Source organism: Nocardioides albidus (assembly GCF_006335005.1).
Lineage (GTDB): Bacteria > Actinomycetota > Actinomycetes > Propionibacteriales > Nocardioidaceae > Nocardioides > Nocardioides albidus.
The window spans coordinates 220,017-246,916 of record NZ_VDMP01000026.1 but is presented as its reverse complement, the minus strand read 5'-3'; the positions used below and the strand labels follow the sequence as shown (position 1 = coordinate 246,916).

At 71.6% G+C, this 26,900-nt stretch carries 29 protein-coding genes and 1 tRNA gene; 13 read left to right on the top strand and 17 right to left on the bottom strand.

From position 1 onward, the window contains the following. Positions 1-17 precede the first annotated feature (17 nt). Complete coding sequence (locus FHP29_RS16970; protein ID WP_139624055.1) at positions 18-1,589, top strand: phytoene desaturase family protein; 1,572 nt, start codon at positions 18-20, stop codon at positions 1,587-1,589. 229 nt (positions 1,590-1,818) lie between these two features. Further along, a tRNA-Lys gene (locus tag FHP29_RS16965) sits at positions 1,819-1,891 on the top strand. Positions 1,892-1,963: 72 nt separating this feature from the next. On the opposite strand, the gene FHP29_RS16960 is transcribed toward FHP29_RS16965, so the two are convergent. From FHP29_RS16960 to FHP29_RS16950, 3 genes are read right to left on the bottom strand one after another with little or no spacing between them, the layout of a single operon-like run. Beyond that, positions 1,964-2,632: a 3-oxoacid CoA-transferase subunit B gene (locus FHP29_RS16960; protein ID WP_139624054.1), complete on the bottom strand. Its 669-nt coding sequence runs from the start codon at positions 2,630-2,632 to the stop codon at positions 1,964-1,966. After that, entirely contained in the window at positions 2,632-3,327 is a 696-nt protein-coding gene (locus tag FHP29_RS16955; protein ID WP_139624053.1) for a 3-oxoacid CoA-transferase subunit A, read from the bottom strand. The genes FHP29_RS16960 and FHP29_RS16955 overlap by 1 nt, the downstream gene beginning before the upstream one ends. Beyond that, a complete protein-coding gene (locus FHP29_RS16950; RefSeq protein ID WP_139624052.1) occupies positions 3,327-4,517 on the bottom strand; it encodes a thiolase family protein in 1,191 nt (396 codons plus the stop codon). Before FHP29_RS16950 ends, FHP29_RS16955 begins: the two co-directional genes overlap by 1 nt. A 72-nt stretch (positions 4,518-4,589) precedes the next feature. Between FHP29_RS16950 and FHP29_RS16945 the strand changes: the two genes are divergently transcribed. From FHP29_RS16945 to FHP29_RS16920, 6 genes are all read left to right on the top strand, one after another. Further along, positions 4,590-5,480: a LysR family transcriptional regulator gene (locus FHP29_RS16945; RefSeq protein ID WP_139624051.1), complete on the top strand. Its 891-nt coding sequence runs from the start codon at positions 4,590-4,592 to the stop codon at positions 5,478-5,480. A gap of 153 nt (positions 5,481-5,633) precedes the next feature. Continuing rightward, positions 5,634-6,566: a LysR substrate-binding domain-containing protein gene (locus FHP29_RS16940; RefSeq protein WP_139624050.1), complete on the top strand. Its 933-nt coding sequence runs from the start codon at positions 5,634-5,636 to the stop codon at positions 6,564-6,566. Then, the gene (locus FHP29_RS16935; RefSeq protein ID WP_139624049.1) at positions 6,563-7,666 is read left to right on the top strand and encodes a mandelate racemase/muconate lactonizing enzyme family protein; all 1,104 of its coding nucleotides are present in this window, start codon (positions 6,563-6,565) and stop codon (positions 7,664-7,666) included. Before FHP29_RS16940 ends, FHP29_RS16935 begins: the two co-directional genes overlap by 4 nt. 43 nt (positions 7,667-7,709) lie before the next feature. Further along, entirely contained in the window at positions 7,710-8,588 is an 879-nt protein-coding gene (catA, locus tag FHP29_RS16930; protein WP_139624048.1) for a catechol 1,2-dioxygenase, read from the top strand. Further along, positions 8,588-8,863 (top strand): muconolactone Delta-isomerase, encoded by a 276-nt coding sequence (gene catC, locus FHP29_RS16925; protein ID WP_139624047.1) that lies wholly within the window; start codon positions 8,588-8,590, stop codon positions 8,861-8,863. Before catA ends, catC begins: the two co-directional genes overlap by 1 nt. A 26-nt stretch (positions 8,864-8,889) precedes the next feature. Continuing rightward, positions 8,890-9,696 carry an alpha/beta fold hydrolase gene (locus tag FHP29_RS16920; protein WP_139624046.1) on the top strand — a complete coding sequence of 269 codons (807 nt, stop codon included), beginning with the start codon at positions 8,890-8,892 and terminating at the stop codon, positions 9,694-9,696. Positions 9,697-9,809: 113 nt separating this feature from the next. On the opposite strand, the gene FHP29_RS16915 is transcribed toward FHP29_RS16920, so the two are convergent. The 9 genes from FHP29_RS16915 to FHP29_RS16875 all read right to left on the bottom strand — a co-directional run bounded on the left by FHP29_RS16915 (position 9,810) and on the right by FHP29_RS16875 (position 19,074). Further along, positions 9,810-10,274, bottom strand: a complete 465-nt coding sequence (locus tag FHP29_RS16915) for a lipopolysaccharide assembly protein LapA domain-containing protein (RefSeq protein WP_139624045.1) — start codon at positions 10,272-10,274, stop codon at positions 9,810-9,812. Positions 10,275-10,471: 197 nt separating this feature from the next. After that, positions 10,472-11,098, bottom strand: a complete 627-nt coding sequence (locus FHP29_RS16910; protein WP_139624044.1) for a YihY/virulence factor BrkB family protein — start codon at positions 11,096-11,098, stop codon at positions 10,472-10,474. A gap of 316 nt (positions 11,099-11,414) precedes the next feature. Next, the gene (locus FHP29_RS16905; protein ID WP_139624043.1) at positions 11,415-13,922 is read right to left on the bottom strand and encodes a penicillin acylase family protein; all 2,508 of its coding nucleotides are present in this window, start codon (positions 13,920-13,922) and stop codon (positions 11,415-11,417) included. Positions 13,923-13,956: 34 nt separating this feature from the next. After that, positions 13,957-14,910 (bottom strand): PDR/VanB family oxidoreductase, encoded by a 954-nt coding sequence (locus tag FHP29_RS16900; protein WP_139624042.1) that lies wholly within the window; start codon positions 14,908-14,910, stop codon positions 13,957-13,959. A 15-nt stretch (positions 14,911-14,925) separates the two neighbouring features. Further along, the gene (locus FHP29_RS16895; RefSeq protein WP_139624041.1) at positions 14,926-15,666 is read right to left on the bottom strand and encodes an SDR family NAD(P)-dependent oxidoreductase; all 741 of its coding nucleotides are present in this window, start codon (positions 15,664-15,666) and stop codon (positions 14,926-14,928) included. Further along, positions 15,663-16,190, bottom strand: a complete 528-nt coding sequence (locus FHP29_RS16890; protein ID WP_139624040.1) for an aromatic-ring-hydroxylating dioxygenase subunit beta — start codon at positions 16,188-16,190, stop codon at positions 15,663-15,665. Before FHP29_RS16890 ends, FHP29_RS16895 begins: the two co-directional genes overlap by 4 nt. Continuing rightward, a complete protein-coding gene (locus FHP29_RS16885; protein ID WP_139624039.1) occupies positions 16,183-17,508 on the bottom strand; it encodes an aromatic ring-hydroxylating oxygenase subunit alpha in 1,326 nt (441 codons plus the stop codon). The genes FHP29_RS16890 and FHP29_RS16885 overlap by 8 nt, the downstream gene beginning before the upstream one ends. Position 17,509: 1 nt before the next feature. After that, positions 17,510-17,875, bottom strand: a complete 366-nt coding sequence (locus FHP29_RS16880; RefSeq protein WP_139624038.1) for a hypothetical protein — start codon at positions 17,873-17,875, stop codon at positions 17,510-17,512. Between the two features lie 47 nt (positions 17,876-17,922). Then, positions 17,923-19,074, bottom strand: coding sequence for an acyl-CoA dehydrogenase family protein (locus tag FHP29_RS16875; protein WP_139624037.1), 1,152 nt, complete (start codon positions 19,072-19,074; stop codon positions 17,923-17,925). 191 nt (positions 19,075-19,265) lie between these two features. On the opposite strand from FHP29_RS16875, the gene FHP29_RS16870 reads away from it, so the two are divergent. The 5 genes from FHP29_RS16870 to FHP29_RS16850 all read left to right on the top strand — a co-directional run bounded on the left by FHP29_RS16870 (position 19,266) and on the right by FHP29_RS16850 (position 23,685). Further along, the gene (locus FHP29_RS16870) at positions 19,266-20,825 is read left to right on the top strand and encodes a PAS domain-containing sensor histidine kinase (RefSeq protein WP_139624036.1); all 1,560 of its coding nucleotides are present in this window, start codon (positions 19,266-19,268) and stop codon (positions 20,823-20,825) included. A 69-nt stretch (positions 20,826-20,894) separates the two neighbouring features. After that, positions 20,895-21,410, top strand: a complete 516-nt coding sequence (locus FHP29_RS16865) for a flavin reductase (RefSeq protein ID WP_139624035.1) — start codon at positions 20,895-20,897, stop codon at positions 21,408-21,410. 37 nt (positions 21,411-21,447) lie between these two features. Continuing rightward, positions 21,448-21,771 carry a hypothetical protein gene (locus FHP29_RS16860; RefSeq protein WP_205014206.1) on the top strand — a complete coding sequence of 108 codons (324 nt, stop codon included), beginning with the start codon at positions 21,448-21,450 and terminating at the stop codon, positions 21,769-21,771. Beyond that, a complete protein-coding gene (locus FHP29_RS16855) occupies positions 21,756-23,045 on the top strand; it encodes an amidase family protein (protein ID WP_139624034.1) in 1,290 nt (429 codons plus the stop codon). Before FHP29_RS16860 ends, FHP29_RS16855 begins: the two co-directional genes overlap by 16 nt. A gap of 13 nt (positions 23,046-23,058) precedes the next feature. Continuing rightward, positions 23,059-23,685, top strand: coding sequence for a response regulator transcription factor (locus FHP29_RS16850; protein ID WP_139624033.1), 627 nt, complete (start codon positions 23,059-23,061; stop codon positions 23,683-23,685). Positions 23,686-23,743: 58 nt separating this feature from the next. On the opposite strand, the gene FHP29_RS16845 is transcribed toward FHP29_RS16850, so the two are convergent. The 5 genes from FHP29_RS16845 to FHP29_RS21825 form a co-directional block, all read right to left on the bottom strand. Beyond that, on the bottom strand, positions 23,744-24,304 hold the full coding sequence (locus FHP29_RS16845) for a nuclear transport factor 2 family protein (protein ID WP_139624032.1): 561 nt from the start codon (positions 24,302-24,304) through the stop codon (positions 23,744-23,746). Between the two features lie 40 nt (positions 24,305-24,344). After that, positions 24,345-25,715 (bottom strand): MFS transporter, encoded by a 1,371-nt coding sequence (locus FHP29_RS16840; protein WP_139624031.1) that lies wholly within the window; start codon positions 25,713-25,715, stop codon positions 24,345-24,347. A gap of 139 nt (positions 25,716-25,854) precedes the next feature. Continuing rightward, the gene (locus FHP29_RS22870) at positions 25,855-26,142 is read right to left on the bottom strand and encodes a hypothetical protein (RefSeq protein ID WP_240044560.1); all 288 of its coding nucleotides are present in this window, start codon (positions 26,140-26,142) and stop codon (positions 25,855-25,857) included. 29 nt (positions 26,143-26,171) lie between these two features. Further along, the gene (locus FHP29_RS22865) at positions 26,172-26,627 is read right to left on the bottom strand and encodes a TY-Chap domain-containing protein (protein ID WP_240044559.1); all 456 of its coding nucleotides are present in this window, start codon (positions 26,625-26,627) and stop codon (positions 26,172-26,174) included. 86 nt (positions 26,628-26,713) lie between these two features. Further along, positions 26,714-26,878 (bottom strand): hypothetical protein, encoded by a 165-nt coding sequence (locus FHP29_RS21825; RefSeq protein WP_158296611.1) that lies wholly within the window; start codon positions 26,876-26,878, stop codon positions 26,714-26,716. Between the last annotated feature and the right edge of the window lie 22 nt (positions 26,879-26,900).

The window sequence follows — 26,900 nt, the reverse complement described above, 5'->3', positions numbered from 1 at the left end:
ACCCCTAGGGTGCTGTCATGACCCGGGGGAAGTACGACGCCGTCATCGTCGGCGGGGGCCACAACGGCCTGACCGCCGCCGCCTATCTCGCCCGGGCAGGCCTCCGTGTCCTCGTGCTCGAGCGCCTCGACCACGTCGGCGGAGCGGCCGTCTCCGCACAGGCCTTCCCCGGGCTCCCGACCCGGCTCTCGCGCTACTCCTACCTCGTGTCGCTCCTGCCGGAGGAGATCGTGGCCGACCTCGGGCTCGACCTGGCCCTGGCGAGCCGGCAGACGGCGTCGTACTCCCCCACCGTCCGCGGCGGACGGGCGACCGGTCTGCTCGTGGAGCGCGCTGAGGGCGAGGCCACCCGGGCGTCGTTCCGCGACCTCACCGGCAGCGACGACGAGTACGACGCCTGGCGGGCTTTCTACGACGGGCTCGGCGGACTGGCCCAGGCCGTCGCCCCCACCCTGACCAGGCCGCTCGCCACCGACGCCGCCATCCGGGCCCAGGTCGACCCGGAGATCTGGCGCGACGTCGTGGAGCAGCCGATCGGCAGCGCGATCACCCGGCGCTTCCACGACGACCTCGTGCGCGGCGTGGTCGGCACCGACGCGCTGATCGGCACCTTCGCCTCGCTGCACGACCGGTCCCTGATCCAGAACCGCTGCTTCCTCTACCACCTCATCGGCAACGGCACAGGCGAGTGGCGCGTGCCCGTCGGAGGCATGGGCGCGGTGACCGACGCCCTCGCCCAGGCGGCTACCGAGGCGGGCGCCGAGATCGTCACCGGCGCCGGGGTGAGCGCCATCCGGCCCGACGACGCCGGCGGACCCGTGGAGGTCCGGTGGCACGACGGCACCAGCGAGCACGTCGTCGAGGCGTCGTACGTGCTCGCGAACGTCGCGCCCTGGGTGCTGCGGATCCTGCTGGGCGGAGGCGAGGACCCGCCCACCAAGCCGGAGGGCGCGCAGCTCAAGGTCAACCTCCTGCTCTCCCGGCTGCCGCGGCTGCGCTCGGGCATCGACCCCGAGGTCGCCTTCGCCGGCACGCTGCACCTCTCCGAGTCCGCCGCCGACCTCGAGGTCGCCTGGGCCGCCGCCCAGCGCGGCGAGCTCCCCGATCCGATGCCCGGCGAGGTCTACTGCCACTCCCTGACGGACCCCTCGATCCTCGGGGACGTCCCCGCCGGCACCCACACCCTCACCTACTTCGGCCTGCACACCCCCGCGCGGCTGTTCGCCCGCGACCCCGACGGCATGCGCGCGGAGGCGCTGCGCCGCGCGATCGCCTCGCTCGACGCCGTGCTCGAGGACCCGATCGACGAGGTCGTCCTGCGCGACGCCGACGGTCGGCCGTGCATCGAGGCGAAGATCCCCCAGGACATCGAGGCCGACCTGGCCATGCCGGGCGGGCACATCTTCCACGGCGACCTCGACTGGCCCTGGGCGCCCGCGCACGCCCGCCTGGACACCCCCGCCGAGCGCTGGGGCGTCCAGACCGACCACCCCGGCGTCCTCCTGTGCGGCTCCGGCGCCCGCCGGGGCGGCGCCGTCTCCGGCCTCGGCGGGCACAACGCCGCGCAGGCGGTCCTCGAGTCGCGCTGACGGCTGGGGCGGGGCGGCAGGGGCGGCGCGGCAGCGCGGACGTCATACGAACCGAGCGCTCCAGACCACCACCCGTCTGCCGTCACCCCCACCCACCCGAGACGTCATACGAACCGAGCGCTCCAGGCCACCATCCGTATGACGTCACCCCCACCCACCCACCCGGCCCCGCCCCGGATTTCGCCGCCGCGAACTACGCTGGTAATGTTCCATCTCGCGTTCAACGCAAGCGCCATTAGCTCAATTGGCAGAGCAGCTGACTCTTAATCAGCGGGTTCGGGGTTCGAGTCCCTGATGGCGTACAGAAAGCAGCAGGCAAGAAGGCCCTCTCCCTTCGGGGAGAGGGCCTTCTTGCTCCTCCAGGCAGCCGCGTCTCACCTATCGGCGGCGGACAGCGGCAGGCTCAGCCGCGCAGCGAGATCTGCGAGCGTCAGCCCGTAGGTCGCGAGCACCGTGGCCGCCTCGCGCCCGGGCCCGACCTCGAACACCCCGTGATCGGTGTAGACGCGGCTCACGCACCCGACACCGGTGAGCGGGTAGGTGCACGACGGGACGAGCTTGGGCGATCCGTCCTTGCCGAAGAGGGTCATCATGACGAAGACGTCCTTCGCGCCGATGGCCAGGTCCATCGCGCCGCCGACGGCCGGGATGTCCTCCTCCCGGCCGGTGTGCCAGTTGGCGAGGTCGCCGTTGCCGGCCACCTGATACGCGCCGAGCACGCAGACGTCGAGGTGCCCGCCGCGCATCATGGCGAAGGAGTCGGCGTGGTGGAAGTACGACGCCCCGGGCAGCTCGGTGACGGGGGCCTTGCCCGCGTTGGTGAGGTCGGGGTCGACGTCGTCGCCGTGTGCTGCCGGCCCCATGCCGAGCATGCCGTTCTCCGTGTGGAGGACGACCTCCTGGTCGGCGGTGAGGTGGTCGGCGATCCTCGTCGGCTGACCGATGCCGAGATTGACATAGGAGCCGGCGGGGATGTCGCGGGCGATGACCCGGGCGAGCTCGTCCATGGTGAGCGGGCCGCGGTCCGCGTGCTCGACGGTCATCAGCGGGCTCCCTGCACGGTGTAGTGGCGCTGCTCGACGGCGACCACGCGGTCGACGTAGATGGACGGGGTGACGACCGCCTCGGGGTCGAGGGTGCCCGTCTCCACGACGTTGCTCACCTGGACGATCGTCGTGGTCGCGGCCGCGGCCATGACCGGGCCGAAGTTGCGAGCGGTCTTGCGGTAGACGACGTTGCCGAGCCGGTCGGCGGTGTGCGCGGAGATCAGTGCGTAGTCGCCCTTGATCGGGTATTCGAGGACGTACTCACGGCCGTCGATCACCCGTGTCTCCTTGCCCTCCGCCAGCGGGGTGCCGACCGCGGTCGGGCAGAAGAACGCGCCGATCCCCGCGCCGGCGGCCCGCATCCGCTCGGCGAGGTTGCCCTGCGGCACGACCTCGAGCTCGATCTCGCCGCTGCGGTAGAGCCCGTCGAACACGTAGGAGTCGCTCTGCCGCGGGAAGGAGCAGAGGACCTTGCGCACCCGACCGGCCTGGAGCAGTGCGGCGAGGCCGACGTCGCCGTTGCCGGCGTTGTTGGACACGATCGTCAGGTCGCGCGCGCCCTGTCGGATGAGGGCGTCGATCAGGTCGAACGGCATCCCGGCGAGGCCGAAGCCGCCGACCAGGACGGTGGAGCCGTCCTCGATCCCGGCGACGGCCTCGTCGACGGTGTCCAGGACAGCGGTGCGGGCCATCAGGCACCTGCCGCGGTGTTCTCGAGGACGACGGCGAGGCCCTGGCCCACGCCGATGCAGATCGCGGCGACACCCCAGCGCTCGCCGCGCTCGCGCAGGACCTTCGCCAGCGTGCCGACGATGCGACCGCCGGAGGCGCCGAGCGGGTGGCCGATCGCGATCGCTCCACCGCGGGTGTTGACGATCTCGGGGTCGATCCTCCACGCGTCGACACAGGCCAGCGACTGGACGGCGAACGCCTCGTTGAGCTCGACGGCGCCGACCTGCTCCCAGGTGATGCCGGCGCGCGCGAGCGCTCGATGGGCCGCCTCGACGGGTGCATATCCGAACTCGTGCGGAGCGAGGGCGAACGCGGCCCGGCCGGCGATCCGCGCCGAGGGCTCGATGCCGATCGTGTCGGCCGCCGACGCCGAGCCGAGCAGGACGGCGGACGCGCCGTCGCTCAGCGGCGAGGCGTTGCCGGCGGTGATCGTGCCGTCCTCGCGGAAGACCGCCTTGAGCCCGGCCAGCGACTCGGCCGTGCTGCCGGGGCGGATGCCCTCGTCGCGGGCCAGGTCGGTGCCGTCGACGGGCGACACGAGGTCGTCGTAGAAGCCGTCCTGCCAGGCTCGATCGGCCAGCCGGTGGGAGCGGGCGGCGAACTCGTCCTGCCGCTCCCGCGAGATGGCGAACCTCTCCTGCAGCTGCTCGTTCGCCTCGCCGAGCGAGACGGTCCACTCCTTCGGCATCCGCGGGTTGACCAGGCGCCACCCGAGCGTGGTGGAGACGGCGGTGATGTCCCCCGCCGGGAAGCCCTTCGCCGGCTTGGGCAACACCCAGGGCGCCCGGGTCATCGACTCCACGCCACCGGTGAGTACGACGTCGGCATCGCCGGTCTCGATCGCGCGCGAGCCGATCAGGACGGCGTCCAGGCTCGAGCCGCACAGTCGGTTGACGGTCGTGGCGGGCACGCTCGTGGGCAGGCCGGCCAGCAGGACCGCCATCCGGCCGACGTTGCGGTTCTCCTCCCCCGCGCCGTTGGCGTTGCCCCAGACGACGTCGTCGATCGCGGCCGGGTCGAGCCCCGGGGCCCGCGCGAGGAGTGCCGAGACGACCCCGGCAGCCAGGTCGTCAGGGCGAACGCCGGCGAGCGAGCCGTTGAACCTGCCGAACGGAGTGCGGACCGCGTCGTACACGAAGGAAGCTGTCACCCCAGCGACGCTAGGCGCCCGCGTTGATATTGTGAAGTATCAATATCGGACACATTTGAGACAGGTTCGGATATGGATCTGCTTCGCCAGCTCAACCACTTCGTCACCGTCGCCGAGGAACGCCACTTCGGCCGGGCCGCCGAGCGTCTGCACATGGCACAGCCGCCGCTGTCTCAGCAGATCCGGCGACTGGAGGCACAGTTGGGGGTCGACCTCTTCGTGCGCACGACCCGGCGCGTGGACCTGACGCCGGCGGGCCATGCCTACCTGGAGCGGGCCAGGGAGATCCTGGCCTCGGTCGACGGCGCTGCCGACGAGGCCCGCCGCGTGGCGGCCGGAGTCGTCGGACACGTCCGGATCGGCTGTGTCGGCTCGGTGACCTACAGCCTCCTGCCGGCCCTCTCCCGCCGGCTCGCCGAGGAGCTGCCCGGCGTGGACTTCTCCTTCCGAGGGGAGATGCTGGCCTCCGAGCAGGTCGAGGCGCTCCGCGCCGGCTCGATCGACCTGGCGCTCCTCCGTCCACCCGTCGACGACGGCACGATCCGGGTCACTCCGCTGCGGCGCGACCGCCTCGCGATCGCCCTCCCGGCCGACCACGATCTCGCCGGGAAGGACCGGATCCGTCTGCGCGACCTCGCCGGGACCGAGCTCATCGTCCACTCGGCCGACCGTCGCTCGACGATGTACGACGTCGTACGCCGTCTGTTCGACGATGCGGACCTCGTGCCCCGGATCCGGCACGAGGTCGGCGAGACCTCCACGTTGATCACGCTCGTCGCCGGCGGACTCGGGGTCGCCGTCGTCCCCGAGCCGGTGCGCGCACTGGCGCTGGAGGGGGTCGTGCACCGCCCCCTGGTCCGGCCGGTGACGTTCATCGACCTCGCCGCGGCGCATCGCGCCGATCGCGACGAGCCACACCTCGCGCGGACGCTCGCCCTCGTCCGGGATCTCACCACCTGCTGAGATCGCGGCTCGCGCCCGACAGCGCAGCGGGATTCATAATCAGTAGTTATGAATCCCGCGATTATTGGTCTTTGTGTTTCTGGATCACCTCGATCTAGCGTGGCGACACCACGTGACGACCGCCACAGCGACCGCAACGGACGGAGGTGACCCATGGATCTCAAGCAACTGCGCTACTTCGACGCCGTCGCCGAGACCTGTCACTTCGGTCAGGCCGCCGAGCGGCTGCACCTCGCGCAGCCGGCGCTGTCCCAGGCCGTGCGGCGTCTCGAGGCCGAGCTGGGCGTGCTGCTGCTCGCTCGCACCACGCGCCAGGTCCAGCTCACCGCGGCCGGCGAGTTCTTCCACCGGGAGACGCGCCGGATCCTCGGCGACCTCGACGCGTCGGTGTCCGGAGTGCGGAGCATCGGCGAAGGTCGGCGCGGGCTGCTGCGGGTCGGCTTCACCGGCACCAGCGCGTTCACCCAGCTCGCCCCGCTGTCCCAGATCGTCCGCTCGGCCCTGCCGGGCGTCGTCCTCGAGGTGCAGGCCGACCTGCTCACCCCCGCCCAGGTCGAACGACTCGCCGACGGCCGGTTGGACCTCGGCGTGCTCCGCGGCCCGGTGGCCGAGGCCGGCATCGAGACACGCACCCTGCTGGAGGAGCCGCTCGTGCTGGCCCTGCCCGCCGGCCACCGCCTGGTCCCGGAGGCCGATCTCGAGATCGCCGACGTGGCCGGCGAGGAGTTCGTCGCGTACGCCGACCGCCGCTCCGCGGTCAACGAGGCGGTGACGTCCAGCTGCCGACGCGCCGGGTTCGCGCCCACCGTCCCCCACCGTGCCCCGGGCACGGCAGGCCTGCTGGCGCTCGTGGCCGCGGGGCTCGGGGTGGCGCTCGTTCCGGAGTCGGTGCGCAGCATGCAGCTCCACGGCGTGGTGTTCCGCGACGTCCGCCAGGCCGCCACGATCGACCTCTCGCTGGCCTGGCGCGTCGACGACCCGTCCCCGGTGGTCGCCAACGCCCTCGAGGCGCTGGCGACCCACGGCTTCTACGACGCCGCCCCGGCGGCCCACCCCCACCCGCGCTTCGAGGAGGAGACCGCGTGAAGATCTCAGGCATCGAGGCGATCCCCTTCCGGATCCCCTACACCAAGCCGCTGAAGTTCGCCAGCGGCGAGGTGCACGCTGCCGAGCACGTCCTCGTGCGCGTGCGCACCGACGACGGCGTCGTGGGGGTCGCCGAGGCGCCGCCCCGCCCGTTCACCTACGGCGAGACGCAGCGCGGGATCATCGCGGTGATCGAGACGATCTTCGCCCCCCAGGTGGTCGGCCTCCCGCTCACCGACCGCGAGCAGATGGCGGCGCTGATGAGCCGGACCGTCGGCAACCCCACCGCCAAGGCCGCCATCGACATGGCGGTCTGGGACGCCCTCGGCCGGACCCTCGGCCTTCCCGTCACCGACCTGCTCGGCGGCTACACCGACCGGATGCGGGTCTCCCACATGCTGGGCTTCGACAGCCCGGAGGCGATGGTGGACGAGGCCGAGCGGATGCGGGAGGTCCACGGCATCACCACGTTCAAGGTGAAGGTCGGTCGCCGGCCCGCCTCGCTCGACGTCGCCGTCGTCCGCGCGCTGCGCGAGGGCCTCGGGCCCGACGTCGTGCTGTACGTCGACGGCAACCGCGGCTGGAGCGCGTCGGAGTCGGCGCGCGCCATGCGTCAGATGGCCGATCTCGACCTCGCCTTCGCCGAGGAGCTCTCCCCGGCCGACGACGTCCTCGGCCGACGCTGGTTGATCCAGCAGCTCGACGTGCCGTTCATCGCCGACGAGTCCGCCACGACCCCGGCCGAGGTGACCCGGGAGATCCTGGGCGGCTCCGCCACGGCCATCTCCATCAAGACCGCCCGCACCGGCTTCACCGGCTCGCAGCGGGTGCTCCATCTCGCCGAGGGCCTCGGGCTCGAGGTGGTGATGGGCAACCAGATCGACGGCCAGTTGGGCTCGGTCTGCACCGTCGCGTTCGGCGCCGCTCACCAGCGCAGCTGCGCACATGCGGGTGAGCTGTCGAACTTCCTCGACATGAGTGACGACCTGCTCACCGAGCCCCTCGGCATCGAGAACGGCGAGCTGACCGTCCGGCCCGGCGCCGGCCTCGGCGTCGAGATCGACGAGGACAAGCTCCGCCACTACCGCTCCGACCGCTAGCACCCGATCGCCGATCGATCGGCCACACCGAAGGGACACCATCATGACCACCGACCAGACCCCCGGCGCCGCCGAGACGCTCGCCACCGCCGCCGCCTCCGGCAGCGCGGCGACCGAGCGGTTCGAGACCGACAAGTCGCCGTACGACGCCGTCAAGGACACCTCGCCGGAGCGGGTCGACCTGCTCGCCCGCTCCGTGCTCGACGCGGTGCACCAGACCATCCGCACCCACAAGGTCACCTACGCCGAGTACAACGCGCTCAAGGCGTGGCTGATCCAGGTCGGCAAGGACGGCGAGTGGCCGCTCTTCCTCGACGTGTGGGTCGAGCACGTCGTCGAGGAGGTCGCGACCGAGCACCGCGAGGGCAGCAAGGGCACGATCGAGGGGCCCTACTACGTGCCGGACGCGCCCGAGCAGGGCGCGACGGGCACCATCCCGATGCGCGAGGGCGAGCAGGGCACCGCCCTGACCTGGACCGGAACGGTCACCTCCACCGACGGCTCGCCGCTCGCCGGCGCCAAGGTCGAGCTGTGGCACGCCGACGCGGACGGCTTCTACTCGCAGTTCGCGCCCGGCATCCCGGAGTGGAACCTGCGCGGCACGTTCACCGTCGGTGACGACGGCGCCTTCGAGATCCACACCGTCCAGCCGGCGCCCTACCAGATCCCGACCGACGGGTCCTGCGGCAAGCTGATCTCCGCCGCGGGCTGGCACGCCTGGCGCCCGGCGCACCTGCACGTGAAGGTGTCGGCGCCCGGTCACGAGCTGCTCACCGCACAGCTCTACTTCCCCGGCGACGAGCACAACGACGACGACATCGCCTCGGCGGTCAAGCCCGAGCTCATGCTGGACCCGAAGCCGGCCGGCGACGGCACCGTCGCCGTCGACTACGGCTTCGTGCTGGACCCGGTGCGCGCCTGATGCTGTTCGCAGTGCGGATGGACGTCGACATCCCGCGCGACCTCGACCCCGCCGTGCGGGAGGAGACGGTCGCGCGGGAGAAGGCGTACTGCCATGAGCTCCAGCGCAGCGGCGAGTGGAAGCGCATCTGGCGGATCGTCGGCCTCTACTCCAACATCAGCATCTTCGACGTGGAGTCGAACGCACGCCTGCACGAGATCCTGTCGGGCCTTCCGTTGTTCCCGTTCATGCGGATCGAGGTCAGCCCGCTGACCACCCATCCCTCCGCGCTCTGAGCGCCCGGACCCCCAGGACCCCCGCCATGGGCACCCTTCCCGACATCGCCCTGCGGCGTCTCGCCGACGCGGCCGGCGGCCCACTGCTGGTCGTCGGCCCCTCCCTGGGTACGACGGTCGACCGGCTCTGGGCGGCCGTCGCCGCCAGCCTGCCGGGCTGGAACGTCGTCGGGTGGGACCTCCCCGGCCACGGCCACAGCCCGGCCGCCGACCGGCTCACCAGCGGCTTCGACATGGCCGACCTCGCCGCCGCGGTCCTGCGTGCCGTCGACGCCGAGGCGAGCGGCGGGGAGGCCGGCGCAGCGCCCGCCTTCGCCTATGCGGGCGACTCGGTCGGCGGCGCCGTGGGCCTCCAGCTCGCCCTCGACCACCCGCAGCGGATCACCTCGCTCACCGTGCTGTGCAGCGCCGCCCGGTTCGGCACGCCGGAGGCCTGGCGTGAACGCGCGGCGCTGGTCCGTGCCGAGGGCATGGCGCCGATGGTGGCGAGCTCCCCCGCGCGCTGGTTCGGTCCAGCGATCGTCGCCGCCGGGAGCGACCTCGTCCACGCGGCGCTGCGCGACCTCGCGGCGGTCGACGCCGAGGGCTATGCCCGGACCTGCGAGGCGCTGGCCACCTTCGACGTCACCGCCCGGCTCGCGACGGTGTCCGCGCCGGTGCTGGCCGTCGCCGGCGCCGACGATGTCGCCACCCCGCCCGAGCTCCTGGCCACCATCGCCGACGCCGTGCCACGGGGTCGGCTCGACGTGATCCCCGGCGTCGGCCACCTCGCCCCGCTCGAGGCTCCCGACCGGGTCGCCTCGCTCCTCAGCGCCTTCCTGCGCACCGGCTGAGCCCGGATACAGCGCGCCCGCCGTTCAGTCCGATGCGGCGAGCGATGCCTGATCCCCCTCGAGAGCCCCTGGTCGGGGGCACGCACCCCGACCGGGGCTCTCGCCACGGCGCCCTAGTTGCGGCGGTCCCGGCGGACGAGCCGGCGCAGTTGCAGGATGCGCACGGTGCCGAGGGCGAGCGTGAGCACGACCGCCCCGAGGACCGCGATGAGGAGCACCAGGCCAAGGGAAGTGCGGCCGGTCATCCACAGGAACGAGACGTCGACGCGTTGGGTGTTTTGCAGCATGAACACCACGAGGGCCACGACGAGCAACGCGGCCGAGGCCAGACCGACCCATGCTGCTCCGGCACGCGTGCGGGGAACGCCGCGTCCCTGAGCTTCAGATGCCTGGTCGCCGTCGTGGAAGACCTGCTGGTCGAGGTCGGCCGCCGCGCCGTCCGGCGTGGTGCTCGGGTCGGTCCTCGGGGAGGTGCTCGGCGTGGCGCCCGGGGCGGGGACGTTCGAAGACTCGCCCCCTGGGACGGCGTGCGCTGGAGCGCTGCGCTGGAGGCGTCCGGTTGCCTTGTGTCGTGTCATGGCAGCCTCACTCTTGTTCGGACCGACGGCAGCCGGTGCTGCCCGTCAGCGTGTGGGCGCCACGCACAGCCAGCGCGGGGAGCTCTCGGAGGCTTCGTGTTCGGAACCAGCGTGTTCGACGTCGCCATGACGTCCACCTTCCGACCAGTTCGGAGCCGGGTCCTGCTGGAGGCGGTTCGAACTGCTCTCATTCGAGCCTACTCGCGTCCTCCAACGCGGAACCTGGTTGAAGTACGGCCGGCAAGCCTGCTCGTACTGCCGGCCCATGACGACGGCCCGTGGACACGTGCCGCGTCCCGGTCGGGAGCCATCCGGTAGAGCAAGGCCAGGCCGAGGACCATGACGATCACCAGGCCGATCCAGCGAGCGGCTTCGAGGGCCCACCGCAGCGGGCCTTGGCCGTCGAGGTCGTTGAGCAGCGCGGGTGCTGCGGCGACGAGCCCGAGCGTGATGACCACGAAGATGATCGCGCCGATGGTGAGGACGAGCGCGAGGAGCTTGCGCTTCACGAAGCCGCGGGTCTCCTCCTCGTCGTAGGCGATGTTGATGGAGGTGATCACGTTGCTGACCCCGCCCGATGCGCTCCACAGCGCGAGCACCAGGGTGACGAGGAGACCCAGTCCCAACGACTGCTGCGGTGTCGAGGCGATTGTCTTCAGTTGATCGGTGAGCAGGGATGCCGCGTCGGCAGGCAGTCCACGGGTCAGGGCGCGGGTCTGTTCCTCCACCTCCGCTGGGTCACGGACCAGCCCGTAGAGCAGCACGGCGGCGATCATGGCCGGGAACAGGGCCAGGAACGAGTAGAACGCGACGCCGGCGGCCATGAGCGGATCTGGTCGGCCTTCGCTTCCTGCCAGGCCCGCTTGGCGATCTGCCACCAGCCACGCGGCGGGATCTGGTGGGGGTTGTCGGCTTCGGCACCGGGGTACTCGTCGCTGATGCGCCGGATGGTCATTGCTGGGCGGTACCCGACCGTCGAGCGGTCACGCCGACCGGTGCGTTGGCCGGGCGGGGCGTCCCCCCGCCGACGCCCCGCCAGACGTCCGCGAACACGCGCGGACGCGGTCGGGTGTCGCGGGGGCCACGTTTCGTGCCGACCCGGCCTCGCCCACCTTGGGCAGGACGCGGGCCAGTCGCGGGCTAGTACCGCAGCGTCCGCTCCGACTCCAGGTGCGCGTCGACGGCACCGGGGGTGAGGTGGTCGGCCTTGCAGCCGAAGTCCTCGAAGAGGGCGAGCTGGTCCAGGCTGTGGGGCGCGCGGTCGCCGTCCGGAGCGACGAAGCCGCTCTGTCCCGGGGCGGCGACCGAGCACATCTCGACCCCTCCGGGCCGCAGCTCGACCTGGAAGTCGAGGGTGCCGCGGTTCAGGTACGCCGGGGTCTGGGGCTGGTCCGAGCCTGCCCACGGCACGCCGATCGCGTTGAACCGGGAGAACCGGTGGGCGACGACCGGCGTGCGCCACTGGTCCGGGTCCTCGCCGAACCGGGCGCGGAGGTCCGCGACGGCGTCGGTCAGGCCGGCCAGCACGACGTCGGCGGGCGCCGCGCCGTCGAGGAAGTCCACGGTCTGCGGGACTCCGGAGCGGTCACCGCTCAGCGCGTTCCACAGCACGGCGCTGACTGGCGCGGGCCGGATGCTGCCCGGGGAGCCCTGCGCCGTCAGCGCGGGATAGCCCAGCGACTGGTAGCGGGCGAAGACATGGGCGGGCAGGTCGTCGGCGAGCACCCGTCGAGCGGTGGCCGTGAGCCAGGCGCGGACGAGGGTGGTGCCCGGGTGGTCGTAGGTCCGACCGTCCGTGGTCGTCAGCTGTCGGTCCCAGCCCGCCAGCAGGTCGGCTGCCTGACGGCGCGGGTCGTCGGCCGGCAGGCCCGCTGCGGCCGCGGTGATCATGGGCACGAAGTAGCGCGCGTTGAGGTCGGCCCGCGTCGTCGTCCGCGTCACGTCCCAGATCTGCGCACCGTCGAGCCCGGCCGCGGCGACCTCGCCATGGATCTCGTTGACCCGGTCGACCTGCGAGAAGTTGGCGTTGTCCGCCCGCAGCCCGGGGGCGATCTGGTTGTTCCAGCTCGCCAGGTAGCCCTGGGTCGGGTTGTAGGCACGTGGGTTCGCGTCGAACGGCTCGCTGCCCTGCCACTCCATGGTGCCGTCGCCCCGTGCGGGGAAGCGGAAGTCCTGGCCGGCGGGGCGGCGCGGGAGTCGGCCGAGGCCGGCGACACCGATGTTGCCCTCGACGTCGGCGTAGAACCAGGTGATCGAGGCGCTGACTCGGGACGCCTGGTCGAGGTACTGCTCCCAGTCCTGGGCCTTGGCGGCCTCCGCCCAGCCGACCAGGGTCTCGATCTCGCGGCCGCGCCAGCTGGTGCGCAGGGTGTAGGCCCGGTCGTTGGCCTCGTCCCAGCTCTGCACGAACCCGTGCTCGGTGGCATAGACGTCCAGGTGCCGAGGGTCGGCGCCCTTGACCCGGATCAGGTCGGTCCGCTTGGCCATGTCGCGGTAGCGGCCGTCGTAGAGGTAGCGGTGGGGGTCGTCGGGGTCGAGCTGCTCGGCGTACACGTCGTTGGTGTCCAGGGACCCGACCGTGGAGCCCCAGGCGATCTTCCCGTTGGTTCCGAAGAGCACGGCCGGCAACCCGACGGGGGTGTAGCCGGTGAGGTCGTAGCCCGCGCCGTGCAGGCCGATGCCCGAGACGAACGACGGCGTGTAGAAGCCCTGCTGCGGGCCGTTGTGGAGGACGGCGACGCCCTCGGCGGTGTGCTCCGGCGCCAGCGCCCAGGCGTAGCTGGCCGTGGGACGCTCGTCGGGGTCGGCCAGTCCGGTCCGGGCGCCCTGCATCGTGCGGAAGTCGTCGACGGCGCCGGGCGAGATCGCCGGCAGGTCGGCGGCACGGGGCGCGGTCGCGCCCTTCCCTCCGTCGGCACCTCCGTCAGCACCTCCCTCGGCACCTCCGTCAGCCCGAGGCACGATCGTCGGCGCCGTGGGGTCCTCGGTCCAGCGCAGCTGGTCGTAGATCCGCCCGCCCAGCTCCTCACCGTTCGCGGCGACCAGGTCCTGGCGCAGCTGCAGGTTCGCGACCTCGGCGCTGCTGGAGAAGAAGCGGTTGAGGATGAGCCCGACCCAGAGCAGGGCGACGTCCTCACCGGACCACGCCTGGGGCTCGAAGCCGTTGTCGACGAACTCGCGCGGCAGGAGGCTCTCGGGATCCTGACGCACCTCGCGCAGACGTGCGTTGATGCCGGAGGCGTAGCCGTCGAACATGGCACGGTCCTCGGCCGACAGGGCCTTCAGCTGGCGCCGGATCGACGCCGGGTCGACGTTGGACCGGGTCGCGATGTCGACCGGCACGAAGTCGGGACCGAGCACCTCGGCGACCGTGCCGTTCCCCGACCGGCGCGCCATCTCGAGCTGGTAGAGCCGGTCCTCGGCGACCGTGTAGCCGAACCCGTGGAACAGCCCGCGGGTGTCGTCGGCGTAGACGTGGGGGACGCCGTGCTCGTCGCGCTTGATCACGACGGCGTGGGACGGTGTCTGGCCCGACGCCTGCTGCCCTCCGGTGTCGGCCGGCGCGGGCGCCGTACCGGACACCAGGGCTCCGACCAGGACGGCGCCGGTGGCCCAGGCGGTGTGCTTCAGGGAGCGGGAGCGTGCCATGACGGTCCTCGGTTCTGTGGTTCGGCTGGGTGGGTCAGTACAGCTCGATGACGAGCCGGTCCGAGGCGGCGCGCGAGACGCACAGCGCGATCTGGTCGGCACGATCGGACTCGGTGAGGCAGTTGTCCCGGTGCTCGGCGGTCCCCTCCAGGAGGCCCGAGACGCACGAGCCGCACACGCCCTCCTCGCACGACTTGAACACCTCGATCCCGTTCTCCTCCAGGACGGCGAGGATCGACTTGTCGGCGGGGACCTCGTAGCTCTCACCCGTGTCGAGCTCCACGGTGAAGGTGCTGTCGCCGGAGGTGTCGATCTCGGCTGCCTCGAAGTGCTCGATGTGCACGTGGTCGTCACCGACGGTCGGGGCCAGGACGGCACGGACCTGGTCCATGAAGCCGACCGGTCCGCAGGTGTAGACATGGCTCGCGGAGGTGAGTCGGCCGGCGATGCCCTCGAGGATCTCCGGCTGCTGGTCGCGGGGTACGCCGACGTGCAGGTGAACGCGGTCGCGGAACTCGACGCGCTCGCTGAGGAGCTCGGCGAAGGCCATCTCCTCGCGGCTGCGGGTGAAGTAGTGCAGCTCGAAGTCGGCGCCCCAGGTGTAGAGCTCGTAGGCCATCGCGAGCAGTGGCGTGACGCCGATCCCGCCGGCGACGAGCAGGTGCTGGTCGGCGTCGTCGGCGATGCTGAGCAGGTTGCGCGGCTTGCCGATCTTGAGATGGTCGCCGACCTTGACCTCGTGCATCGCGGCGGAGCCGCCCCGGCCCTCGGGCTCGAGCTTGACCGCGATCGTGATCGAGGAGGACTCGAGGGGCGAGCTGGCCAGGGAGTACTGCCGCAGCACCCCGGTCGGGCCGACGACGTCGATGTGCGCGCCCGAGCGGAACCGGGTGAAGGGTGCGCCGTCCAGCTTCTCCAGCCGCAGGGTGCGGACGTGCGCGGTCTCCTCGACCACGCCGGCGACGCGGACGATGATGTGCTCACTCATGGGACAGGTCCCCTCTCAGCGTAGGTAGAGCCCGCCGTTGGCGTCCCAGCAGGCGCCGGTCACCGAGTCGGCCTCGGGTGAGGCGAGGAGGGCGACCATCCGGGCGATGAAGTCCATGCTCCCGAGTCGGCCGACCGGGATGGCCCGGGTGAGCGCCTCGACGTCGCCGACGATGGCGCGCACCGCCGGGCTGTCCTGCGGTCCGGGAGAGACCGCGTTGACGGTGACGCCCGACGCGGCCAGCTCTCGGGCGAAGACCTTGGTGGCCGCCAGGATGGCGCCCTTCGACGACGCGTAGTGGCCGCCGGTCGCGGTGCCGCCGTTCTGCCCGGCGAGCGAGGCGATGTTGACGATCCGGCCGTAGCCGGCTCCGGCGAGGTGCCCCCCGAAGACCTGGCAGGCACGGAAGGTGCCCTCGAAGTTGATGGCCATGACCTTGCTCAGGTCGTCGGGGCTGATCTCCATCAGCGGCTTGGCCTGCGTCAGGGCGGCGTTGTTGACGAGCACGTGGACCTCGCCGAACGCGGAGAGGACGTCGGCGAGCAACCGCTCGGCCGCGCCCTCGGCGGCGACGTCGACCGTGAGGCCGCGGACCCGGCCGTCCTGGTCGAGGGAGCGCGCCAGGGTCTCGGCGCCCTCGCCGTCGAGGTCCGCGACCGCGACTCGATAGCCCTCGGCGTGCAGGCGGCGCACGATCGCCGCCCCGAGTCCGGAGGCCCCGCCCGTGACGACGGCGACCTGCTCCTGGGTGCTCACAGCAGGAAGCCGGCTGCTGGTACGGCGCCCTCGGCGTCGATCAGACGGACGACCTTGCGCACCAGTCGGTCCGCGCCCGCGTCGGCTCCGAGCCGCACGACGTAGTCGACGTCGCCGGCCCAGAAGTCGTGACGGCCGCGCTTGAAGGCGACCAGGATCTGGGCCGCCTTCAGGCTGACCTCGTCGTCGGTGACCGTGGTCGGGACGAAGCGGGAGACCGTGCGGACCGTGGTCGCGGCGTCCACCGCGGCGATGGCGAAGCCCTCGGTCATCCGGACCACCCGCATCGACCGCATCCGCGCGTCGTCGTAGACCATGTTGAGCCGGTCGTCGAAGCTGTCGGCGTCACGGTCGATCGGGACCACGTAGATCCCGTCGTCGGCGTAGAGCGCCTCCCAGGCGTGGTAGTCCTTCGCGTCGAGGAGCGTCGCCTCGCGCCAGACGAGCTCGATCGCTCGGATGACCCGCGGGTCGGTGATCGACAGGGTTCCGGCAGCCGGAAGCGTCGTCGCAGCCTCAGTCATCGCTCATCATCCTCTTCCACATTCCGTAGGCCGCGCGCATGCCGGTCTCGTCGGTCACATGACTGGTGGGCCAGCCCTCGGGCGACGGCTCCTCGCGGCCCAGCCCGCGGTTGACCATGATCGGCATCTCCGGGGCGGCCGCGGCGCCGCGCTGGACGCGATCCCAGCCCTCGGCGTCGTCGGGCGTGCCGAAGCCGAAGGGGCCCTGGAAGTGCTCGTGGATCCGGAGCCGCTCGCGGTTCACGGGATCGACGATCTCCGGCGGGCCGTCCGGCCCGAGCGCGACGTGCTCGATGACGGTCTCGTCGGCCGAGATCGGCCGCAGCACCCGCAGGAAGGAGATGGACATCGACACGTTCGGGAACAGGTTGAGATTGAATCCCGTGCCGTGCATGGCGCGGACCAGACGGCGTACGGAGCCGCTGTCGAGGCCCTGGGCGCCCAGTGCCTCGACGAGGTCCGCGAAGCGCTCCTGCAGGGGCTCGGTGCCGTCGTCCACGTCGAGGTCGGAGTGCTCGGGCACCATCTCCATCACCGAGTGACCATTGCCCAGGTCGTGCGTGGTCGCCGCCGGGTCGGTCATGAAGCTCATCATCTCGGCGGTCTCGGCGTCGACGGAGGCCATCCAGGACCGGTGCACGATCGGGAAGTGGTAGCCGTCGGTGGTGTTCTCGAGCTGGATCTTCCAGTTGCCCTTGAAGCGGAACTGGTGGGTGCCGAGGACCTTGATCGGGTAGCCGCCACCCTGCTTCATGAAGCGGTCGATCCACAGCTTGACGTCACCGAGGAAGTCCTCGAGGGGCTCCAGCTCGTCCTCGTCGGCGAAGGTCGCGAAGACCATGCCGCCGTAGGACTCGGTGCGCAGTCGCTGCAGCGCGACCCCGCTCTTGTCCATCACCCCCTCGTAGCCGTCGGGGTACGGCAGGCCGCGGAGCTTGCCGTCCAGCCCGTAGGACCAGGCGTGGTAGGGACAGGTGAACCCGTTGGCGTGCCCGGTCCGCTGCTCGCACACGCTCGCGCCCCGGTGGCGGCAGCGGTTGAGCATCGTGTTGATGTTGCCCTTGCGGTCGCGGGCGACGATGACGGGCTGGCGGCCGACCGTGGTCGTCTTGAAGCTGCCGGCCTTCGGGAGCTCCGACTCGTGCGCCACCCACACCCAGGTGCGCTCGAAGATCCGGCTCATCTCCTGCTCGAAGATGCCCGGGTCGGTGTACATCCGGCCGGCGACCCGGTCCGGCAGCACCAGGTCCGCCGGCTCGAGGTCGTTGACCGTGGCGGCGTCGAACGCACCGTCGATGGGGCCGTGCAACGTGGTCATCTCAGTACTCCCGCGGGGTGAGGGCCCGGCCGATGCGGGCTTCGATCTTGGCGTACTTCCACAGCTTCCAGTCGCTCTCGCCGACCTGGATGGTGCGCAGCAGGTTGCAGGCCTCCTTGACCGTGGCCTGGCTGTCGGCGTCGCAGAGCAGGTAGCAGGTCCACGGCCAGCCGTCGGAGGGACCGACCATGTGGGCGTCGTCGTCGATGTCGCCGATGAAGTCGATGCCGGGCAGCTGCTTGATGCCGTCCATCAGGCCGACGAACGCCGTCCAGACGTCACCGGGGGCGACACCGCCCTCGGGCAGGTCGAAGAAGTTCTGGTTGATGCCGATGCAGAACAGCACGCGGAGCGGCTCGTTGGCCACGGGATCCTCCTGGTGGGGTGGGTGGTCTCGACGGTGATCCGGAGGGCTCAGGCGAAGCCGGGGACGGTGGCGGGCTGGTTCATCAGCACGGCGCCGGCGGCGTCGAACATCGCCGGCCCGAGGAAGGCGTGCTGCTGGGGAACCAGCGCGTCGTCCATCAGCCACTGGAGCGGGTGGGTGTTGTAGATGACGCCGGTGCCGGAGATCTCCACCACCTGTCCGACGACCTTCGCGGAGACCCGAGCGAGGTTGCTGGCCGACAGCCGCAGGTGCGCGTTCTGCCTCTCCGAGGCCGGGTCACCGGACAGCACGGACTCGTAGGTCTCGTGGGCGACCTCGTAGAAGTAGGCGCGGGCCGAGCGCAGCGCGGCCTCCGCCTCGGCGATGCCGGTGCGGTAGTAGGCGCGGTCAGCGAGCTTCGGAGCGCCGGTCACGCCGCTGCGACCGGCGCCCACGGTGATCGCGTGGTCGAGGGCGGCGCGGGCGACCCCCGCGCTGACGACGGAGAGCACCTGCGCGGCGTACGCCAGCGCGGGGTAGCGATAGAGCGGCTCGTCGACGGTCGGGGCGCCGCCGCGGATGAAGGTCCACTCCCGCGGCACCTCGACGTGGTCGACACTGAGGTCGAAGGAGCCGGTGGCCCTCATCCCGGAGACGTCCCAGTCGCGGATGATCTCCACCTGGTCCGGTCGCAGCAGCGCGGTGCGGGGCTTGCCGGCGGTCGAGTCGTCGCCGGGGATCCCGACGCCGAGGATGTCGGCGCCCATGCAGCCACTGGCGAACTTCCACCGGCCGTTGACGAGGAATCCCCGATCCGTGGGCTCGGCGCGCTGGACGGGGAAGAGGCCGCCGGCGAAGCAGACGTCCGGACCGTCGGCGTACAGCTCGGCCTGGGTCTCCAGCGGCAGGGCCGCCAGGTAGACCAGCGCGGAGCCGAAGCTGGCGCCCCAGCCGGTGGAGCCGTCGACGGCCGAGATCCGCTCGACCTGCTCCAGGAACTCGGCGGGCGGGAGCGGATCGCCCCCGAACATCGCGGGCGTCGACGCGCGATAGATGCCGAGCCCCTTGAGCCGGTCGATGAAGTCGGAGGAGACGTAGGACTGCTCGCGGAACTCCGTGCGCCGCTCGGCGAGCTCGGTCAGCATGTCCTCGAAGTCGACGGGTCCGGTCTCGGCCCGGGTGTCCTGAGTCTGCGCCATCGTCTGCTCCTCGTAGCTCTCGCCGAGTGGTCCACGTCTCACCGATGACGCTAGGCACCGACACCGGGGGTGCCAATCGGTAGTGGCCTCCCCCCTGCTGGGGATGTGTCGGTGCGGCGTAGGGGATTTCCTCAGCGCCCTCCTGGCCGGAGGCGATGGGAACGACGCCGCCCCGTCCCTAGGCTGTCGTCATGCAGCTCGATCCACGCGCGCCGGAGCTGGTCAGCGAGGACTTCGTCGCGATGGTGAACGCGACCCGGCTGTGCATCCTGATCCACGACGCGGGCACGAAGAACATCCTGTGGGCGAACCCCGCGGCCTGCCGGCTGCTCGAGTTCAGCGTCAGCGAGCTGCGCCCGCTCAAGGCCAACCACATGAGCAGCTCGGCCCAGCAGTACGACCGGGTGATCGGGCGGGCCTGGCTCCAGGAGGCCGTCGAGCGCGGGACCAGCCGGATCGAGTGGCACTACCGCTCGAAGTCGGGACGGGTGATCCCCACCGACGCGATCGCCATCAGGGTCGACCTGATGCAGGGGCCCGCGGTGATGGTCCAGTTCCGCGACATCGAGAAGGAGCAGCAGATCGAGCGTGAGCTGCGGATCGCGACGTCGTACGTCGACGCGCTCGCCCGGCACACGAAGACGGTGGCGTTCATGCTCGACGGGGCGGGCGCCATCCGGTTCGCGACGGACACCGCGCTCGCGCACATCGGGATCGATGCCGACGACGACCAGCCGGTCGGCCGACCGCTCGTCGCCTACGGCCGTCTCCGGATCGAGGGCCGGGCCGCAACCTGGGCGGAGGTGGCGCAGCGCACGGCGCCGGTGCTCGCGGTCCAGCTGGAGGTGCACAGCAACGGCGACCAGCCGATCTGGCTGGAGGGCAGCGTCGAGCGGTTGAGCGACCAGAGCGCGAACGGGCCGGACACCGAGGAAAAGGTCGAGTCCTACCTGATGATCCTGCACGACGTGTCCGCGCGGGTCCGGGGCGAGGCCGCCCGCGAGCTCGACCTGCGTCACGAGAACTACCTCGCCCGCTACAACGCCATGGGCGACATGGCGATGGCCATCGCCCACGAGCTCGGCCAGCCGCTGTCGGCGGCCGGCAACTTCCTGGCCGGCGTCCTCGCCCGAGCGCGCTCGCTGACCGCCAGCGGCCAGCTTCCCGATCTCACCGCCACGCAGCTGGGCTACGGGGTGGAGAGCGCGGTCACCCAGATCGAACGGGCCTCGACGATCGTGTCGACGCTGCGCGCCTTCGTCGGCCACCTCGAGCATGTCGAGCAGGTCGTGGACCTCAACGACATCGTCACCGAGTGTCTGTACTTCATCCGCCTCCGGGCGGGCGACCCGGGCGTCGAGGTGGAGGTGCGGCTCTCCGCCGAGCCCGTGCCCGTCCGCTGCGAGCGGGTGCTCACCGGCCAGGTGGTGATGAACCTGTGCTTCAACGCGATCGACGAGATGGCGCAGTGCGATCCGGAGCGGCGCCGGATCGTGCTGGCGACGGCCCGCGACCTCCCCGGGTCGGGGGTGTTCACCGTCGACGACGCCGGCCGGGGCCTGCGCCACGACCCGTTCGCGGTGTCGTTCACCTCCAAGGCCCACGGCAGCGGGATCGGGCTGGCGCTCAGTCACCGGATCATCACGCGCCAGCACGGCCGGATCTGGGCCGAGCGCCGCGACGAGGGAGGATCGCGGTTCGCCTTCGCGCTCCCGCTGGTGGCCACGCCCGACGACGAGACGTCGACGTAGGGGAAACCCTCATGCGCTGCGGAGGAACTCTCGATACCCGGCTCGCGACACCGGTCCTACCGTCGGTCCATGGCTGATGAGCTGTCCACCCAGCAACGCGACTTCCGTGCCGCGATGGCCAACCTGTCCGCGGCGGTCAACGTGATCACCACCGACGGGGTCAGCGGCCGCGCCGGGATCACGGTCAGCGCCGTCTGCTCGGTCACCGACTCCCCACCCACGCTGGTCCTGTGCGTCAACCAGTCCAGCTACTGCCACGACATCTTCCGGACCAACCGCCGCCTCGCGGTCAACGTCCTGGGTGTCGAGCACGAGGACATCGCCAAGCACTTCGCCGGCATGACCACGGTCTCCATGGCCGATCGCTTCGAGTGGCCGGTCTGGGACCACGACACGCACGGTGTCCCGGTGCTGCGCGATGCGGCGGCGGTGCTCGTCGGCCGGATCGGCGCCGAGATGACCCGGGGCTCGCACACCGTGATGTTCGTCGAGGTGGACCACGTCGCCGTCGATGCCGACGCCGGAGCGCTGGTCTACTTCCAGCGGAGCTTCCACGGCGTGCCCGCCGTGGCGGCCAGCGCCTGAGCAGCCCGTCACGAGCAGAACCGGAGGAGGAGACGGCATGGACGACACGGAAAGCACCCACAGCAGCCACGGCACCGACAGCACGGACAGCACCGGCGAGACGCCGTACACCACCACACTGACCTGCTACAACGACACCTTCGGGTACGGCTGGCGCCACGTCGACCTCTTCGTGCGCGACCCCCAGGGGCGCGAGCTCAACTGGGTGCACTGGCAGGTGCCCGAGGACGGCCCGGACGCGGCCGACGCGGTGACCGCCAAGGTCGAGCCCACCTTGCGCCGCACCTCGCCGTGGCGTCACAGCGTCAGCGAGAGCGGCATGGACTACTGGGAGGCCGACGCCGCATGGGACGACGCGTGAGCGACCTGTGGCGACCCTGGTCGCTGCGGGAGCTCGTCGCCGACCTCCGCTCGGGACGCACCACTCCCGAGGCCGCGTGGGAGCGCGCCCGCGGCCGGATCGCGGAGACGGAGCACGACCTGCACGCCTGGGTGACGCTGGAGCCCACTCAGCCGTCCTCCCTGCCCGACGCTCCGCTCGCCGGCGTCCCGCTCGGCGTCAAGGACATCATCGACGTGGCCGGCCTTCCCACCCGCTGCGGCAGCGGCCTGCGCGCCGCGGCCGCACCCGCGGCCGCCGATGCAGCGATCGTCGCCGCCTGGCGGCAGGCCGGAGCCGTCCCCGCCGGCAAGACCGTCACGACCGAGTTCGCCTTCTTCGCGCCGGGACCCACGGTCAACCCGGCCGCCCCCGACCACACGCCGGGCGGCTCGTCCAGCGGATCCGCGGCCGCGGTCGCGTCCGGGCAGGTGCCGTTGGCGCTGGGCTCCCAGACCGCCGGCTCGGTCACCCGCCCCGCGGCGTACTGCGGCGTGGCCTCCCTCGTCATGTCGCACGGGCGCTTCCCGGTCGACGGAGTCACCGGGCTCAGCCACAGCCTCGACAGCCACGGCGTGTACGCCGCGAACGTCGCCGACCTGGCGCTCGCCTTCGCGGCGCTCACCGGCGAGCCGCAGCCGACGGAGCCTCCCGCACCGCCGCGAGTGCTGATCTGGACGGCCGCGCCGCTGGGCGTGGTCGCCGAGGAGATGTCGGCGGCCCTCGACAGCGCGGCGCGCTCCTTCACCGCGGCCGGCGCGGTCGTCGACGCCTTCCCCGCCGAGGACCTGATCGCCGAGGTGACCCGGGCCCATCCGGTCGTGATGGCCTATGAGGCGGCACGCGAGCGTGCCGCCGAGCTCGCGGCCGCGGACCGGCTGAGCACGCCGCTGGCCGACCTCCTGCGCACCGGACGTGACACGCCGGAGTCGGCCTACGAGGCCGCCCGGGCGACGATCGCCGCAGCTGCCGAGCGCCTCGAGGAGGTCCGCGCGGCGTACGACGTCGTGGTCGGGCCCGCCGCGCCCGGCGCCGCTCCCCACGGCCTGGCCGCCACCGGCGATCCGGTGCTCAGCCGGGCCTGGCAGGCGCTCGGCCTGCCCGCCCTGACCATCCCGGGCCTTCGGTCCGGCGGCCTGCCCCTCGGGCTCCAGGCGATCGGGCGCAGCGGACAGGAGACCGACCTCCTCGCCGCGGGCGACTGGCTGGAGGCCGCGCTCGCGCTACGATCAGACCCCTCAGCGACCCGACGGTGAGCGAACACGTCCGATGAACACTGAGTCCTCCACCTCCCCGCTCGTCCACATCGTCGACGATGACGACGATCTGCGGCAGTCGCTCGTGTTCCTCTTCGAGAGTGTCGGCATCGAGGCCCTCACCTACCCGGACGCGCGCGCCTTCCTCGACGAGTTCGACCCCGAGGAGCCCGCGGTCGTGATCGTCGACGTCCGCATGCCCGGCCTGAGCGGCTTCCAGCTGCAGGAGCAGCTGGTCGAGCGTGGCTATCCCGCGCCGGTGGTCTTCTGCTCCGCGCACGGTGACATCCCGATGTCCGTGCGCGCGCTGCAGGCCGGCGCGGTCGACTTCCTCGAGAAGCCCTACGAGCCGCAGCGCATGCTCGAGGTGGTGCAGGAGCACCTGGTCGAGGCGGAGCGCCGTTTCGGCGAGCAGGCCCAGCGCAACGCGGTGGCCCGGCGACTCGAGTCGCTCACCCCGCGCGAGCGAGAGGTGCTCCGGCTCGTCATCGACGGCCTGCCCAGCCAGCAGATCGCCCGCCGGCTCGGCACCAGCGTCAAGACGGTCGACGTGCACCGGGCCCGGATCAAGGCCAAGACCGAGGCCGACACGCTCAGCGCCCTGGCCCGCGACGTCCTCCAGCACCAGATCGACCTCTGACCCGCGGCCGCAGGCGTCTGACCCGTGGCCGCGGGCGTCGGGGTGCGCGCTGCGCTCTTCAGGGCCCCAGGAGAACCGACGTCGTCGCGTGGTCCGAGGCGAAGCCACGGGGCAGTGGGGCGACGAAGACGTTCTCGGTGCGCGTGCGGGTGATCCGCCAGGTGCCGTCCGGCTCCTTGCGGAAGGCGTTGTTGAGGCGGCTGGACCGCAGCAGGGCCGTGCCGTCGGCGTAGAGCCACGGCTGCATGTGGATCCACAGTCCCTCGGCGGTGTCACCGTCGACCTGGATGTGCTCCGAGGTCAGGTAGTGGGCGTTGAGGACCAGCGCCGGGTCCCGCTTCTCCCCCCAGAACCGGGTGAAGTGCTCGCGGATCCGGTCCTTGCCCACCATCCGCCCGAACTGCCCGTCGTAGTAGTCGCCCACGCCCTCCCAGACCGCGTCCTCGGCATAGAGCTCGAGGATCAACTCGATCCGCTTGGCGTCGTCGGCGACGCCGTACTCCGGCAGCGGGGTGTCGCACAGGAGCATGTAACGCGCCTGGAGGCGGCGGACGTGGCCCTCCGCCTCCAGCGCGTCGACTCTGCGGACCAACGCGGCGATCGTCTCGTCGGTCGACATCTCGTCCTCTCGGGGTCTCGTCCTCTCGGGGTCCGGCCGGTCAGCCGAGCACGCCGGCCTCGGGGCCGGTCTGGCGGACGCGCTGGCCACCGGACTTCACCGGGGCCGTCTCCGGCAGCAGGAGCAGGCAGACCAGGGTGACGCAGAGGCCGCCGGCCAGGTAGTAGCCGACCGAGGACGGCTGGCCGGTCCACTCGATGAGCCGGTTGGCGATCGACGGTGACAGACCGCCGCCGAGCACGGCGCCGATCTGGTAGGCGATCCCCGCGCCGGACTGACGCTGCTCGGGAGTGAACAGCTCGGTGAGGTAGGTGAGCAGCGGACCGAAGAGGAAGCCGGTCAGGGCGAAGCCGATGCCGATGGCGATGGTCCAGGAGGCGAGCGAGCCGGCCTCGGCGATCGGGAACAGGAAGAGCATGTAGATCGCGATCGCGACCGTCGCCGTCAGCATCACCGGCTTGCGGCCCAGGCGGTCGGACAGGCGGGCGCCGGCCACCACGGTGACGGCATGCACGAGGAGCCCGGGCAGGGTGCACCACAGGACCGACTTGATCTCCAGCCCGAGGCCCTTCGGCGACGGCGAGGCGGCGTAGGACAGCATGAAGCCGGCGAGCACGAACATCACGGCGTTGAGGCCCATGTTGGCACCGGCCGCGAGGGCGAGGCGGCGCCAGTTGTCACGCAGCACGTTCCAGACGGGAACCTTCGCGATGTGCACCTCGGCCCGGTCGGCCTTCAGCGCCTCGAACACCGGCGACTCCTCGAGCCGCTTGCGAGCCCAGATGCCGATCACCAGCACGGCGGCACCGAACAGGAACGGGATGCGCCAGGCCCAGCTGGTCACGGTCTCGGCGGGCAGGTAGAACACGAGCACGAAGGAGAGGTTCGCCAGCGCGGCGCCGAAGGGCGAGCCGAGGGCGACGAAGGCGCCGTACGCGGCACGCTGGGTCGGCGGGGCGTGCTCGACCGCCAGCACCGACGCACCGCCGAGCTCGCCGCCGCGGGAGAACCCGTGGACGAGGCGGAGCAGGACCAGCAGCACCGGCGCGGCGATGCCGATGGAGGAGTACGTCGGCAGCAGGCCCATCAGGACGGTGGCCGTACCCATGAGGAAGAAGGTGATCAGCATCGCCTTGCGGCGGCCGTGCTTGTCGCCGTACCACCCCATCACGATGGCGCCGAGCGGGGCGACGACGTAGCCGAGGGTGTAGGTCGCCAGGCTCATGAACGAGGCGAACCAGGGATCGGTGTCACCGGAGAAGAAGATCTGCGGGAAGATCAGCGCGGAGGCGACGGTGTAGATGGAGAAGTCGAAGAACTCCAGCGAGGTCCCCGCGCCGGCACCGATCGCGAGGCGACGGGTCTGCGTCGGCGTGGGCGACGGCGGGGAGGAGGCGAGCGTCGTGGTCATGGCGATCCTTCGGTACGTCGGGGGATCTCGGGTCTGACTCACGGTAGGAGTGACGCCGCTCACGCTCCATTGGGACTTTCTGCCCCGCGCACTGAGGATTACCCCTACTCGACGCCTCTCCGAAGGAGGCGGAGTGGGCTCAGCTGGGACGGACGAGCCGGACCAGGGCCGGCGGCAGACCCCACGCGCTGCCCCCCAGTCGGGAGACCGGCGCGAGGCGCTCGAACACCGGACGGCCCTCGACCATCGCGTCCGGGTCGAGGGTCACCCCGACCACCATGGTGAACTCCCGCGTCTGCAGGACGTTGCGCAGCGTGTCCTTCTCCCCCACGGACGTGAACCGGACGATCGGAGGGTTCCCGCTCGCCACCGTGAAGAAGGAGCGCGGCGCCAGGTTGCCGACACCGTCGGCCGAGACGCTGGCCACCCAGGCGATCGGACGCGGCAGGAGTCCGGCTACGGCCGCGCGGGCTCGTCGTCGGCGACGACGTCGAGGGCGTCGACGAGGAAGGCCGGGTGCACGACGCCGAACACGTCGCGCAGGGCGCTGACCATCGCGTGCGCCACTTCCGCGGCCGTCGCGGCACGGACCTCGCGCCAGTGGTTGGGACAGGTGGCGTCCGGGGCCGACCAGCCGTGCGCGGCGAGGCTGCGGAGCTGGCCCGCGTCGAGCCAGTGGCGCGGGTGCAGGAAGTGATCGCTGGAGACCTCGGCGCGCAGCCCGTCGGCGCTCGGCATGACCTGGACGTACGGCGCGCACGGCGACTCGTCGCGCTCGGGCGCCTCCACCTCGAGCAGGAAGGGCCAGCTGCCCGCTCCTCGTACCGCGTCGTCGAGGCGGCGGTGGAGGTCGTGGCGCAGCACCTGCCACGCTCGATCCGTCGCCTTGAGCAGGTCAACCCTCGTGCGCACCGTCTCCGCTCCCCTCCGCCTGGTCCTCGGAGAATGTACGGCGGATGGCGGGGCGAGGTGAGCGGTTTGGCGATTCCGGCCGGGCGCTACGCGACGGGTGTGCGCTCGAGCATCTCGGCGGGAAGCCAGCGAGTGTCGACGCGCCCGTCGATCTCGAGAGTGACGAGGGCCTTGGTCGCGCTGGCGTTCCACTTGAGCAGCAGCGCAGGGACAGGGACGCCGTCGACGACGACGTGGACAGACTCGGACAAGTGAACTCCAGATGCTGCGAAT

Coding starts and splice junctions, on each gene's coding strand:
- FHP29_RS16970 (WP_139624055.1), top strand. CDS start 18: ATGACCCGGGGGAAGTACGACGCCGTCATCGTCGGCGGGGGCCACAAC.
- FHP29_RS16960 (WP_139624054.1), bottom strand. CDS start 2,632: ATGACCGTCGAGCACGCGGACCGCGGCCCGCTCACCATGGACGAGCTC.
- FHP29_RS16955 (WP_139624053.1), bottom strand. CDS start 3,327: ATGGCCCGCACCGCTGTCCTGGACACCGTCGACGAGGCCGTCGCCGGG.
- FHP29_RS16945 (WP_139624051.1), top strand. CDS start 4,590: ATGGATCTGCTTCGCCAGCTCAACCACTTCGTCACCGTCGCCGAGGAA.
- FHP29_RS16940 (WP_139624050.1), top strand. CDS start 5,634: ATGGATCTCAAGCAACTGCGCTACTTCGACGCCGTCGCCGAGACCTGT.
- catA (WP_139624048.1), top strand. CDS start 7,710: ATGACCACCGACCAGACCCCCGGCGCCGCCGAGACGCTCGCCACCGCC.
- catC (WP_139624047.1), top strand. CDS start 8,588: ATGCTGTTCGCAGTGCGGATGGACGTCGACATCCCGCGCGACCTCGAC.
- FHP29_RS16920 (WP_139624046.1), top strand. CDS start 8,890: ATGGGCACCCTTCCCGACATCGCCCTGCGGCGTCTCGCCGACGCGGCC.
- FHP29_RS16915 (WP_139624045.1), bottom strand. CDS start 10,274: ATGACACGACACAAGGCAACCGGACGCCTCCAGCGCAGCGCTCCAGCG.
- FHP29_RS16910 (WP_139624044.1), bottom strand. CDS start 11,098: ATGGCCGCCGGCGTCGCGTTCTACTCGTTCCTGGCCCTGTTCCCGGCC.
- FHP29_RS16905 (WP_139624043.1), bottom strand. CDS start 13,922: ATGGCACGCTCCCGCTCCCTGAAGCACACCGCCTGGGCCACCGGCGCC.
- FHP29_RS16900 (WP_139624042.1), bottom strand. CDS start 14,910: ATGAGTGAGCACATCATCGTCCGCGTCGCCGGCGTGGTCGAGGAGACC.
- FHP29_RS16890 (WP_139624040.1), bottom strand. CDS start 16,190: ATGACTGAGGCTGCGACGACGCTTCCGGCTGCCGGAACCCTGTCGATC.
- FHP29_RS16885 (WP_139624039.1), bottom strand. CDS start 17,508: ATGACCACGTTGCACGGCCCCATCGACGGTGCGTTCGACGCCGCCACG.
- FHP29_RS16875 (WP_139624037.1), bottom strand. CDS start 19,074: ATGGCGCAGACTCAGGACACCCGGGCCGAGACCGGACCCGTCGACTTC.
- FHP29_RS16870 (WP_139624036.1), top strand. CDS start 19,266: ATGCAGCTCGATCCACGCGCGCCGGAGCTGGTCAGCGAGGACTTCGTC.
- FHP29_RS16865 (WP_139624035.1), top strand. CDS start 20,895: ATGGCTGATGAGCTGTCCACCCAGCAACGCGACTTCCGTGCCGCGATG.
- FHP29_RS16860 (WP_205014206.1), top strand. CDS start 21,448: ATGGACGACACGGAAAGCACCCACAGCAGCCACGGCACCGACAGCACG.
- FHP29_RS16855 (WP_139624034.1), top strand. CDS start 21,756: ATGGGACGACGCGTGAGCGACCTGTGGCGACCCTGGTCGCTGCGGGAG.
- FHP29_RS16850 (WP_139624033.1), top strand. CDS start 23,059: ATGAACACTGAGTCCTCCACCTCCCCGCTCGTCCACATCGTCGACGAT.
- FHP29_RS16845 (WP_139624032.1), bottom strand. CDS start 24,304: ATGTCGACCGACGAGACGATCGCCGCGTTGGTCCGCAGAGTCGACGCG.
- FHP29_RS16840 (WP_139624031.1), bottom strand. CDS start 25,715: ATGACCACGACGCTCGCCTCCTCCCCGCCGTCGCCCACGCCGACGCAG.